The organism is Bradyrhizobium sp. USDA 4473, assembly GCF_054063335.1.
Genome location: NZ_JBSSGE010000001.1, coordinates 3,351,213 through 3,363,698, shown reverse-complemented (window position 1 = coordinate 3,363,698; position 12,486 = coordinate 3,351,213). Strand labels below are relative to the sequence as shown.

The 12,486-nt window shown below is 58.8% G+C and carries 7 protein-coding genes; 2 read left to right on the top strand and 5 right to left on the bottom strand.

Going from position 1 to position 12,486, the window contains the following annotated elements; translation table 11 throughout:
* Positions 1 to 615: 615 nt before the first annotated feature.
* The 4 genes from ACVW17_RS15760 to ACVW17_RS15745 all read right to left on the bottom strand — a co-directional run bounded on the left by ACVW17_RS15760 (position 616) and on the right by ACVW17_RS15745 (position 6,327).
* Positions 616 to 1,440, bottom strand: a complete 825-nt coding sequence (locus tag ACVW17_RS15760; RefSeq protein WP_456797460.1) for a glycoside hydrolase family 12 protein — start codon at positions 1,438 to 1,440, stop codon at positions 616 to 618.
* Positions 1,441 to 2,265: 825 nt separating this feature from the next.
* The gene (locus ACVW17_RS15755; protein WP_456797459.1) at positions 2,266 to 3,078 is read right to left on the bottom strand and encodes a prephenate dehydratase; all 813 of its coding nucleotides are present in this window, start codon (positions 3,076 to 3,078) and stop codon (positions 2,266 to 2,268) included.
* Between the two features lie 623 nt (positions 3,079 to 3,701).
* On the bottom strand, positions 3,702 to 5,234 hold the full coding sequence (locus ACVW17_RS15750; RefSeq protein ID WP_456797458.1) for a S10 family peptidase: 1,533 nt from the start codon (positions 5,232 to 5,234) through the stop codon (positions 3,702 to 3,704).
* Positions 5,235 to 5,580: 346 nt separating this feature from the next.
* Positions 5,581 to 6,327 carry an alpha/beta fold hydrolase gene (locus tag ACVW17_RS15745; RefSeq protein ID WP_456797457.1) on the bottom strand — a complete coding sequence of 249 codons (747 nt, stop codon included), beginning with the start codon at positions 6,325 to 6,327 and terminating at the stop codon, positions 5,581 to 5,583.
* An 867-nt stretch (positions 6,328 to 7,194) separates the two neighbouring features.
* On the opposite strand from ACVW17_RS15745, the gene ACVW17_RS15740 reads away from it, so the two are divergent.
* A complete protein-coding gene (locus tag ACVW17_RS15740; protein WP_456797456.1) occupies positions 7,195 to 8,898 on the top strand; it encodes an outer membrane beta-barrel protein in 1,704 nt (567 codons plus the stop codon).
* Between the two features lie 460 nt (positions 8,899 to 9,358).
* Positions 9,359 to 11,161: an ABC transporter ATP-binding protein gene (locus tag ACVW17_RS15735; protein ID WP_456797455.1), complete on the top strand. Its 1,803-nt coding sequence runs from the start codon at positions 9,359 to 9,361 to the stop codon at positions 11,159 to 11,161.
* Between the two features lie 479 nt (positions 11,162 to 11,640).
* Here the strand turns inward: ACVW17_RS15735 and ACVW17_RS15730 are convergent, their stop codons facing one another.
* On the bottom strand, positions 11,641 to 12,012 hold the full coding sequence (locus ACVW17_RS15730) for a TIGR02301 family protein (RefSeq protein ID WP_456798963.1): 372 nt from the start codon (positions 12,010 to 12,012) through the stop codon (positions 11,641 to 11,643).
* Between the last annotated feature and the right edge of the window lie 474 nt (positions 12,013 to 12,486).

The window sequence follows — 12,486 nt, the reverse complement described above, 5'->3', positions numbered from 1 at the left end:
CGCGCCGAACTGGGCCGCGTGGTCTCCTCAACGCTCGAAACAGCCTAGGATTGTCAGCGAACCGATCTACCTCTTTTGGAGATTGCCAGTAAAAATCCGTCGCTCGATCCGGATGTCAACGATGCGGCGCCAACTGATTCGATCCTAACTGCCTACATCCGGGAACACGTCGTCATCTATTAGCGTCTCCTAGACGCAGACGCGGAAGGTGTCGACTGGAGAGAAGCCGCCGAGATCGTGTTGCGCATCGATCCCAAACGTAGGCCGCAGCGTGCTCGCCGTGCCTACGATAACCCATCTCGCTCGTGTCAATTGGATGGCCAAGCATTATCGGCATCTGTTGCGGAGCAGTTGGCTATGTTCGAACTAAGCAAAGATTGCATGCCAATCTGGCGCGAAGAGCGCAGCGATCAGGATAGCAAGTGGCATCGCCGCGGTATCGATGATTGCCCAGAGATTGTTGGGTGCGAGAGCTTTGTTGGATCTGGTTGTCGCGGAGCGTCAAGCGTGGCGTCCTGGGAACCTGTGGACTTCGGCTGCACGGTAGTATGGACCGTGATCCGCTTGGATCTTGGCTGCATAATGCGTGGGCCCCGTGCGCCGAAGTCTCTCAGATCACCTTACCAAGCGGGACCTCACTTTGATGTTACGCTCCAGTTGTTTGAAATTGAAATTCATTCCCCCTGGGGATGAGGTGACCTCGACGCCATATTGAACGCTGCCGACGTTTATATCGCCGAAGTAGCCCTTCGACTTGATCCACTGCAGAATGCTCTTGATGTCCACCGTTCCGCTGTTGGTCTTGGAAGTGCGCAGGAGTGAGATGACCTTGTGACCGTTGAAGCCTTCGAACACGTTCCAAGTCGCTCCGCCCACGTCGACGTTGGTGTAGACCGGGATTGCCGCGCCGGAACGATCCGGGCGATAATGATAAGAAATTGGTTTGACGTTACCGCTGCCGTCTGGATTTCCGGTGTAATTCGTCCAGAGCATTATCTCATGCTGCTGTGAGCTGTCCCAAATATCGTAGGCGACGTCCCAGGCACCGCTGGTCGGAACATCCTGATTGAAGTTCGAGCTCAGAGCGTTGATTGAACTGAGCGGTTTTCCAATATTGAAAGCCTCGTGCGGATAGCTCTTGATGCCAGCAGTATTGGGCTGGTTCGACCACACGCTCCACTGGTTGACTGCACGCACCGAAATCGTCTGAGGCCCAGCGCCTGCGCCCCACACGTCGTTGTTCCAAGAGTAACCATCGCGCGAAAAGCTCCCGTATGGAGCGCTCGAACTCCAAATCGGAGCCTTCGCCGGTACAGGCGCCGCAGACAGTGACCTGGCTTCATTCACGGCCTGCCCAAATAGACTATGATCCTCCTGTCCGAAAGCATACGTCGTTTGGGATCCTGGCGAGCCGGCATCGTTTATCCGATTGGAATTCATAATGCTCTCCTTGCTCTTGAGTAACAAAATCTCTCCGCCGAACCACCCAGCGGGTACCCTGGGTTCGTCACCAGTTCAGTTGTAGGCGGCATCGGCACTAGAGATCAGGTTCGAATACTAGGAGGGCTGGCTTTCGAGAAGCTGACCACTACCCCGACACGGAGGTTTTGATTCGTTGAAGATGGTTTGATTTGGTTGAGGCCTTGAATAGCCGAGCACCATTTTGCACGAGCCTCGCCGGTTGAGTACAATCCATTTGACGCGAGCGCGATCGGCATTGTGGCGGTCTGGGCGACTAGCCCGGGGAAACTATCGACCGCCCATAGAGGCGTTGGCGACCAGAATGCCGATCTCGATCTCAACCATACAGGCACCCGGCGTACCTTGGGACCTAGCGGAACTCCAATCGGCGCAATATCCGCCGCACGTCGTCGGCGGGGAAAGGCCTGGTAGAGCACTCCGGCCGAATGATCGAGAGATTGTCGAGCGCTATTTGGCCCTCATCGAAGCCCGATCTTCGTCTGCGCTCTCTCGGATAAGCGGGAGCGGCGGAAAAATACGAGCCCTGCGGCTCGATACGCTAGCGGTTTGCTCGGATCGCAGCCTATCCGTCGACGGACATGCCTTGCCCGGCTGGCGGTCGGGGAGCTTGCAGCTTATCCTCATTCTCAAGGTAGTTCTGCAACCCATTGTCGACAAATTCTGCCAGAGCATGATTGCCGCGCGGCAGCGCAAGCAACCCGCTCACATGAACGGTTCCGCCACCTCCTTCGTAGAGCTACTGAAGAGCTCCGAAACGGCTCGCATAACGCTAAGTAGAAACTATCAGTAACGACGCGAGTATGAGCCGAGCACGCGAATGTCTGCGCGCTCTCGAAGCAACCCGGCAATACTATCCGTCTGCCCATGCCCCGCGACCTCGATCAGGTATCGATGGATTTCGAGGGCCGTCTTGGCCGGTCGCTCGTAAATCGCCAGGATTTGGATTCGGGCACCGGCAAACGACCCAAGCAAGGAAGCAAAATCCGATTCATCTACAGTTGCGAGCAACGACGTCTTGTCGTTTTCGGTCGGCGGAGGCATATCCTTGCCTAGCACCCACCAGCGCGTCACATTGTGCGGGCCTTCTTCGATCCCATCCAGCAGCGAATCCAGCCCATAAATCGCCGCGCCAATATGGGGGCCAACAGAAGCCTTGTCCAAGGCTTCGCTGTTGGCAACGGCTTGCGCCGCGGCGCCACTACTCGCTACCGCGGTACGTCGAACCCGCGGCAGCTCGTGATCCAACCAAGTCTTGAGTTCCTCAAGGGCAACCGGATGTCCGAAGACCTCTTCGATATCCTCCAGACGGGCTCCATGACGAGCAAGAAAGCTATAACCCAGCATTTTGGGATATTCGGCCACGACGCTTACATTCGGCAGGTCGAGGATCGGATCCAGATACGGGGTAGCTCCAACCAGGGAGGTCGTTACAGGCAGGCAGGCGCGGCCGATCTTCCCGCTTTGGTATACTGAGAGCAACTCGTCTTGGGACATAGGGACCAAGTCAGACGGACCGAACAGCTCAAGGCAAGCTTGGTGTGTCCATGATCCAGCTGGCCCAAGATAGCCAGTTTGACCCGCCGTCGCAGCTGTCATGGTGAGCAATCCAGTGCGCCCCTTGCTGCCGCGGCAAGGCGGAGCGTGCCTAAGAACAATTGTGCGATCCGCGACAACATGGTCAAGGAGCCGCCTTCCCGGATATCACGATCTCAATTTATGCGGTCGTCCCTCCGCTATGGTCCAAGACGGTCCAAGGGTCGCAAATGGCGTCTTGGCCAAAAAGCGCTGTCTGTGGCCAGCACCAAGTGATGCACCAAGTGCCTGGTCGATGCTCGGTGATGGGCCAGTCCTCCCAAAGGCAAAGGCGACCAGGCTCAAGGCAATCATCAAAAATCACTTGGCGAACCACTAGTAGTTCCATGTGCCGATCTTCACGCATGATCGTTTCCGCTCGTCTAGACGAAGTCACCGGGCGCTCGATCGGCAGCAGTCGTTGAAATTTTTGTGCAGCCGACGAGCCGGTGCGAGACGTTCGACAGCGCGGGCTCAGGTTGGAAGCCATTTAGAGATACCGGGTTCTAGCGAAATTTCCGTCGAGCCAAATGATTGAAGACGAATGCGTCTGGCAAATTGGAGCGAGCGCTTGGGTTTCCTCCGCACTTTGAGGAGTTAATGCTTTGCGCACGCCAGGTTGCTTCTGACCATGTTCGTCGTCGGCATTACTTCATCATCACTTCGACTTCGGCACGAAAAGCTTGGCGCGAGACGTCTCGTGAATAGAACATGTGGCCGCCCGGAAAGACCACAAGTTTAATCCGCGGAGTGGAAGCAAATGGCGGCAATTGATCGAGCACGATCTGTGATTCGAAATATGGCGTGGCAAGGTCAAACAGCCCGTGCGCGACCAGCAACTTCATGTGCCGATCCGTTGCCAGGATCTGGCGCAGCTCCGAAACTGACTCCGGAGGGCTACGGCCGAAATCCCAAGCCTCCATGACCTTGCGGTTGCCCAGTTCATAGGAGCCGTCCGGCCGCCAGCTTAGTTTCCGCGTGACGAGATCGACAGTGGCGCTGGTCAGAGGCGCCACCAGCGTATCGCTAGAGGGATCGCCGGAAAGTTGGAAATCGGACTCCGGATATGGATCGAGGCCACGCACAGAGGCATCATACCTGCCGATTAGCTTGCCGTTCTTACGGTCGAACTCACGTCGAAACTCGGCGACTTCGAAGCGGCCGGCGAGCCTACGACTGACAGCTTGGTCGATGCCGGTCAGCGCCGCGACCTTGTCGGCCAGACGCGTTGTCGCTTCCTTATCCGCCTGGCCTTTGATGAGATCAATCAGAAACTCGCCGCGGGCATAGCCTTCCACGTCGCCGAGATCGGCTCGGCTTACCGGACCCTCGGCTTCACGCAGGGTCGCAACATAGCTGGGCAGCGTTGCGGCGTAGCGCAGTGGGCTCCTGTGGGCACTGTAGTCGAACGTTGGCGAGACCATGATCAGACCCTTGACGCCTATGCCCTGCCGCACCTGCAATTGGTGGACAACCTTTGGCCCACGAATGCCGCCATAGCTTTCACCCGCGATGTACTTCGGCGATAGCAGCCGGTCATGCTTTTCGAGCCAGCGGCGGATCACCAGCGCCAGCGCGTTGACGTCACCCTCAACGGAATAGAGCTGCTTGCGCGCATCATCGCTGGTCGCGACGAAACGGCTATAGCCGGTGCCTACGGGGTCGAGAAACACCAGGTCGGTGAAATCGAGCCAAGTTTCCGCATTTGGCCTCACCTCCGGAAACGTCGATGGCGTGACCTCGTCAGCATTGATCGGCAACCGCCACGGTCCGGCATTGCCGAGTTGCAGCCAGGCCGATGATGAGCCTGGTCCGCCGTTGAAGAAGAATGTCACCGGGCGCGTGCCGCGATCGGTGCCCTCAAGCTGATAGGAGGTATAGGCGATGTCGGCCAGCGGCTCGCCCTTGTCGTCGAACAGGCGGATGGAGCCGGCGGTCGCGACGACAGAAAGCGTCCGCCCAGGGAGCTCAAGCGAGTGCTTGGTGCTGGAGTCCGGCGGCAGGCGATGCCGCTCGGCAGCCGACGGTATGCTCGGCGTTTCGCCAGCCCCGCCTTGCTGCCCGGCCGGCGTCGTGACTTGGACGGGCGGCGGCGAATCTGTGGCCCTAGCGCTCCCCATTGCCCCGCAGGCAAGCAAGATCATCGCAAGCGAGGTGCGGCGCGGCGCGATCAAGTGCATCGAATTTCTCCTGTCCCGGCGCGCACTTCGGTGCGCGAGGCGCTTCCATCAACAGCTCCAACAACTACCTCATGACCGGGAACAACAAACCTACTGGATCCAGTAGTTGTCACCATCGCCGGCGCCCTATCATTCACGACGCGAAACCTGCCGTTCCAGCCAGAACCAACAGAGCGCGTCTCCACAGCTCCAATCGGGGCCGCTACGGAAGGCGCAATGTTATTGAAAGTTAGTTCCGCCGGCTCAGGGTTTTCCGGCACGCGGCAGCCCCTATGACAAACATGTCAGAGATTTCCCGGTCCGCGCCGTAATCGTCTCCAATTGGAGATCAATTAAGACCTGCGTCCTAGTTCAGCTCTGCCAAGAACGAATTGATCGCGTCAGCACCTAGCTTTGGCTGCTGACACATCCACCAATGACCGCCCCCTTCCAAAACAGCAACCTTCGCGCCGGCGCGTTCGGCGCACCGGCGCGCGAGCCTCTCCCCGCCACAGTAACGGTCTTCTGTCGCGATTAGCGCCAGGCCAGGTTTGGCGGCCGCCCGCGGCAGGCCGAGCCCGAGATCTCGAATGATCGGCTGCGCGGCCGATCTGTACAGCGCGAGAATTGCCCTGCCCATATCCCTGTTTGCACCAGCAGCCACCTTCCGTGCGATTGCCGCGGTCATGCCCAGTCCCTCATACCCCTGGGCTAACGCCTCGGCCGGCATGCTTACCATCTGCGCGACAGCTTGCTCGCCGACCTTTGGCGTCTGCCAGGCCTGCGCCAGGCCGTGCCAGACGTAGTCGGGATCGAAGGCGCCCAGCATATCGCTCGCCCAGGATCGTATCAGAGCGGGATAGTCCATTGCGACTCGCATGACATGTCCCCCACCCCAATCATGCCCCACGAGATCGATTGGTCGCGCCAATTTCCCGAGTTCGCCCACAAGCCAGTTGCGGTAAGCATCAATAGAACAATCAAAGCCAGGCGGGACATCTGACCCAAATCCGGGTGGACAGAGACGGACAATATTCCGGTCGCTCAGAAGCGGGACCAGATCGTCCCAGATCGTCTCGGTTTCAGGATTTCCATGAACCAGAACGATCGTCATCCGTGTTTCTCTCCAAAGAGTTCTGCCTGTCCACCACTCGTCGATAGCACTGCCACCTAGCAAAGATGTTTGCTGGTGATAGCTACGGGGCATATGAACGCGGAGGTTCATCGCTTGGCAAGTATGTGAACAGGTAGTGCAAAATGCCTGGAAGGTCGAATTTCCAAAGCAACACGGCCAGAGCAACGTGAGACGATCGTTGGCCCACCTACGAACTCGACGCGCGGGTTCTTCGCAGCGGTATCGGGACTGGACGAGTGGACCAACACGCAGCACATGACGGATCAAATGGGGCTCGACCACAACATCCGCTTTCTGATCAGCCGAATTCGATCAATTGAGCTCCAGTTATAAGAGCGGCCCCCGACCTTTTGTTGTGGAAGTGCTGTTTCGAAGCTGTTCCATGTTTTGTCATCAGCACCGAGATTGCGCTCAAGGAGCCAACTTCAGGAAAGTCCTGTGCTCTTCCCAATTTCGGCCGCCACTCAACCGAGTTGTGTTGCTTATGGGATCCATCCCCAAATACTGATCGTTGTCCGCTTGGCAACGGTTTGCCGCGCGCGACTCCGCATCGGGCCAGCGCTCGCAAATGTCCGGCTATGGACGGACCGTTGAAAGCTCCGATGTCAGACTCGAGACAACAGTCGGCAAGTTAATGCGACAAACTCGTACGAGATCTCCGCAAAACATCCGAGTTCAGTCTGGCATATGCCTTGCTTCATTCTGTGCCTCATCACCAATCGCAGTGCGGTGATTTCGGAGTGGATCTGGCGCGCGTTGCCGCGAATGTCAGCTCTGGTGCGACGATTTTTCGTGCGACGATATTTTAGGAAGGCCGGCGTGGACCGGGAAAGTGCAGGATCTTTGATGAAGTTGAGAGTTCTTCTGTTGGGTGTCACGACGATTGCGGTCATAGCGAGCGGTGCGGCCAACGCGCGCCTTGAACCAGAACCGAAACTGCCGCTGGTCGTATGGAACTGGTCGGGTGGCTATATCGGCGGACACGTCGGCGGTGGGTACGGCCGAACTTCCTTCAGCAATCCTTACGGCCCATCGATCTATGGCGGCATCGTGGAAAGCCCGCCATTTTTTGCAGGTGGCCAGATCGGCTACAATTGGCAGAACAACAGTTGGGTGGTTGGCTTCGAATTGGATGCCAGCGGTGTTATTTCGGAGGGCACCAATACCTGCCTCGCTCATTCGGGCCTGATTGTGAGCGCAAACTGCATCGCAGGTCCCAACCTCTTCGCCACCGGGACTGGCCGCATTGGCTACGCTTTTGGCGCACTCGGCCACACGCTGACCTATCTCAAGGGAGGCGTAGCCTGGCAAAACAATAGGGGCGACGTCGTCAACAACTTTGAAGCCGGCTACCTGCCCCAGGAAAAAACCCATTTCGACTATGGTCGTCTCGGTAGTGTCATCGGTCTGGGCATCGAGCAGGCGATTACGCCTGCATGGTCGGTGAACGTCGAGTATGACTATCTGCATTTTGGCGGGCCAAGTGTGCGGACGGCTTCGACCGTACAATCTCCACCGCTTGCGTTCCTGCCGGCGAACACAACCAGCCTGTCCAGCAACTACCACATCGGGAAGATTGGCCTTAACTACCATTTTGACGCCGAACTGAAGGCCGGAGAATGGTCCAATGCGCCGCTGTACACGAAGGCAACGGCGAGTGCGCGGCCCATTCCCTACACGCCCGGATGGTCATTCGAAGGCGGCTCGCGGCTCTGGCTTAGCCGGGGACGATTCCAGTGGGATCACAGCGCAGCCGATAAAGACCAGGATCCCGGCTTGCTGATATCGAGGCTCACGTATCACGGACTGGACGGACTCTCCGGGGAGCTCTTCGGTCGTCTTGACAGTCCATGGGGAGTTTTCCTGAAGAGCAACCTTGGTACCGGGCGCTTCAACAAAGGAAAGATGAACGATGAAGATTGGCTGCCCCAAGATGAACGGTCCTACCAGAACACCCTTTCAGGCCAGTCCAACGGAAGGTTCACATATTACACGGCCGATGTCGGTTACGATTTCCTGCGCGGCACCAATTACAAGGTCGGTGGATTTCTGGGCTGGACCTATTACGGCCAGAGCTCGGACACGACCGGCTGCGTCGAGTTCGCCAATCCGCGGCATCGATGTCTGAAGCGGGGTGACAACAGGATCGTCGGCAGCGAGGATACACAATGGAATGCTCCGCGAATTGGCCTGAGCGCTGAAACCATGCTGACCGAACGCTGGCGGCTGAACGCCGATGTCGCTTATCTGCCCTGGACCGATTTCATCGGGAGGGACAATCACCTGCTGCGCGACATGACCACCTTTGTGGAACAACGCGGCAATGGCGGTGGCGGCGTCCAGATCGAAGGCGTGCTCTCCTACTTCATCACCAACGACATCAGCGTCGGCGTTGGCGGCCGCTATTGGGCCATGTGGACCAAAAGGGACGCCAACTCCATGGGCTGCAGCAACGGCTGCATAGATCACTCGCCCTCATTTGCGAAATACAGCATGGAGCGCTGGGGTACATTCTTTCAGGCCTCTTACAGGTTCGACTCAAAGACTTGATCTTGGTCAGCTCGAGACTCCGATTTGGAGTCATCCAAAGCCTACTTGTGAGCACGACGTCGGCGCAAAAACCGTGCGCAGACATCGTGGGTAATGATGGTGAAGCACCTCGAAATCGAGCAGCGCTCAGCTTGCCTACAAGCAACGAGTGTCAGCCGGTACGAGACCTACGCTCTCTCGACTGCCTTCCCCCCGGACGCCTCAGGACCGACACGATTGCACTCACCACCCGCCGATCCTTGGGGACTCTCGTCGAGCGCTTCTATAAGTATGAGACTAGTGTGTAAGCGCGTTCACTCGTCCTTGAACAATAGTTTCAATCGCAGCGTCCTCATTCCTGATTGTCGCCTCAGAAACTCAGGCATCGTTGGTTCGTCACAGGCTGCAGGCCCGAGCACCGGGCACCTTGGCGATTGGTTTAGAGGGTCTTGCACCCAGTGCGGCACAAACCTCTAGAGCTATGATCATTCACAATCGCAAGCGATTCATCGCGATCAAAGTGGTACTCCCCTTTGTCGTGGAGCATTGGCTGAAACAGCCTGCGCTTGCCGCGATAATCCTGGTCGGCTCTCTCGGAGCGACGGCTGCAGACCTTTTCATGCCGTTGTATTCCGGACATCTAGTCGATGCAGTGAGTTCAGGTCCGTCTAACGACGTAGCGTGGCACGCCGCGCTTGTTGCCTTTGCAGAGATTGTAGCGCTTGGCCTGCTCGCGATCGTATTGCGACTTGCATGCTCGCGGGCAATCATATCGTTCACGCTGAAGACGATGTCCGATGTCGGCCAGCAGGCCTTCATGCGGGTGCAGCGCTTCTCGACCGACTGGCACGCCAATTCGTTCGCCGGCTCCACCGTGCGCAAGGTCACGCGCGGCATGTGGGCGCTTGATCTGTTGAACGACACCATCCTGATGGCGCTGTTGCCGTCGCTGGTCGTGCTGCTCGGCTCGATGATCCTGCTCGGGCTGCACTGGCCGCAACTCGGTGCCGTGATTGCGGTCGGCTCGGTGATTTATGTCGCGATGACCATGGCGTTCCAGGTGCGTTACGTCGCGCCCGCCGCGCGCGTCTCCAATGCATGGGACACCAAGGTTGGCGGCACGCTGGCCGATGCCTTGACCTGCAATGCAGTGGTGAAGTCGTTCGGCGCCGAGACGCGCGAGGACGTCAGGCTCGACGGCGTCATCAGCCGCTGGCGGCGGCGGGTGCGGCGGACCTGGCTGCGCTACAACCACACCTCGACGGCGCAGCTGCTTGTGCTGCTGTGCTTCCGCGCCTCGGTGATCGGCGGCGCCATCCTGCTGTGGGCGCAGGGCGCCGCCACGCCCGGCGACGTCACCTATGTCTTGACCAGCTACTACATCATCCATGCGTATCTGCGCGATGTCGGCATGCACATCAACAATCTGCAGCGCTCGGTGAACGACATGGAGGAACTGGTGCAGATCCATGGCGAGCCGCTCGGCATTGTCGATGCCGTGGATGCGAGAGCGATCGACATCGAGGGCGGCCGCATCGTGTTCGACGACGTCACGTTCCACTATGGCGGCCATCGCCGGCCGCTCTATGAGGGGCTGTCGGTCGACATCGATGCCGGCGAACGCGTCGGTCTGGTCGGGCGCTCCGGCTCCGGCAAGACCACCTTCGTCAAGCTGGTGCAGCGGCTCTACGACGTCTCCGGCGGCAAGATCCTGATCGACGGTCAGGACATCGCGCAGGCGACGCAGCAATCGCTGCGCAGCCAGATTGCGATCGTGCAGCAGGAACCGATCCTGTTCCACCGCACGCTGGCGGAGAACATCGCCTATGGCCGGCCCGGCGCCAGCATGGATGCGATCGAGCAGGCGGCGCGCCTTGCCAACGCGCACGACTTCATCATGCGGCTGCCGAAGGACTACGGCACGCTGGTGGGCGAGCGCGGCGTCAAGCTGTCGGGCGGCGAGCGGCAGCGCGTCGCGCTGGCGCGTGCCTTCCTGGCGGACGCGCCGGTCTTGATCCTGGACGAGGCGACCTCGAGCCTCGATTCGGAATCGGAGGCGCTGATCCAGCAGGCGATGGAGCGGTTGATGAAGGGCCGCACCTCGATCGTGATCGCACACCGGCTGTCGACCGTGCGCAGCATGGATCGCATCCTCGTGTTCGATCGCGGCGAGATCGTCGAGCAGGGCACGCACGAGGTGCTGGCCGCACGTCCCGGCGGCATCTACCGCGGCCTGTTCGAGCGTCAGGCGAGCGAGTTCAGTCAAGCCGCGGCGGCGGGCTAGGGCCACAAATCCCATCATTTTTGCATCAGTGACTGATCCCGAGAACGTTGCGCAGCTAATCATTTCGAGGCTGCGCACCAAATATGCAAAATGATCATTGCCTGTTTACGAGCGCCCCGGTACGCATCGCCCCCCGGGCGGACGGCTCTGCCGCAGAGGTCGGGCACTCGTCCTGGACCGTTCACGAGAGCAGCTCGACGGCGACAATTATTGCTCGTCGAGCAGACCTCCCTTCGCGACGGGTAGGGAAGACAGCATTGCCACGGGAAAAGCCCGCCTTTGGACATTCTTGTCGAGAATCACGTCTGCAATCGAAGCTGAACGACTCGCGCACGATCACTCCACGATAAATGGCTAGCGGGCGGACATGTTCGGCGTCGGACTGGCAACATATCGCAAGGATCAACGTCGTCTGTTCACTTTTTGCTTCTTGTTCGTTACGGGCCAGGCGCGACCAAACGCCGAGGAAGACCCCGCCGTCAGTTAGAATAGCGGTCAGTCAGGTCGTGTGAGATCTTCAACCCTTCCTCTATATAGAGTCTGATTGCCATGTTAGCTGCGGGCGTGCAGGTTCGGTAGGTCTGCGCGAACCCGTTGTAACCGCGGTTAAAGCCCGCGACCATGCGGGTACGGCGGGCACCGGAGGGAGTTTCGGCATCGATCAGCGCCTGCATTTCGTCGCGCCATTTGGCGGCCTCGTTGGAGCCGCAGATGCCGCGCAGATAGTGCAGCGCTCCGAGGATCTCAGCCAACCGCTGCAGGTCACTGTCGAATGGAGCAGGCGCGTCCTGAGCGCGGGTCATCGCAACGAATGCCGATATCAGAACCGCAACGGCGAGAAAGGTTTTGATCCCAGACGCTCCGGAAGCCGGTTGGTACGCTCTGTCGACGCGCCCGAGGCAAGGTTGACGAGGCCCCAATAGCGCAGAACGTTTCCTGCTGCAGCAGATCAAACTCAAGAGGCGGACGGCTGCTCGCAATGAGCAGCGGAGCAAAAGCCGGACCAACTCGCCTGATACCTCTGCCAATGCCCAACTAGCTGAACATAGCGTGCGCGAGTGGCAGGCCGTTCTGTGTGAGAACAAACGGTCCCTGTTCGGCACTTACCAATACTGTCGCACAGTCGCCATTGCCCGGGAGCAAAACATGACCCAGCCCGCCAACTGCAGCGCGTTCCTGTGTTCATCTTCTGCCGGCGATTGCCCCATTTAGTTCAACGCTGGAATGAGACTGCAAGATGCAGGCACTTTTATTGCATTCGTCCATGGGATCTTCGTTCTAAACCTGCTCCAGGTGTGGACCTTCGGATGGTACGAGGCCGCCTC

Excerpts from the sequence above, each read along its gene's own strand:
- ACVW17_RS15760 (WP_456797460.1), bottom strand. The coding sequence starts at position 1,440 with ATGAATTCCAATCGGATAAACGATGCCGGCTCGCCAGGATCCCAAACG.
- ACVW17_RS15755 (WP_456797459.1), bottom strand. The coding sequence starts at position 3,078 with ATGACAGCTGCGACGGCGGGTCAAACTGGCTATCTTGGGCCAGCTGGA.
- ACVW17_RS15750 (WP_456797458.1), bottom strand. The coding sequence starts at position 5,234 with ATGCACTTGATCGCGCCGCGCCGCACCTCGCTTGCGATGATCTTGCTT.
- ACVW17_RS15745 (WP_456797457.1), bottom strand. The coding sequence starts at position 6,327 with ATGACGATCGTTCTGGTTCATGGAAATCCTGAAACCGAGACGATCTGG.
- ACVW17_RS15740 (WP_456797456.1), top strand. The coding sequence starts at position 7,195 with ATGAAGTTGAGAGTTCTTCTGTTGGGTGTCACGACGATTGCGGTCATA.
- ACVW17_RS15735 (WP_456797455.1), top strand. The coding sequence starts at position 9,359 with ATGATCATTCACAATCGCAAGCGATTCATCGCGATCAAAGTGGTACTC.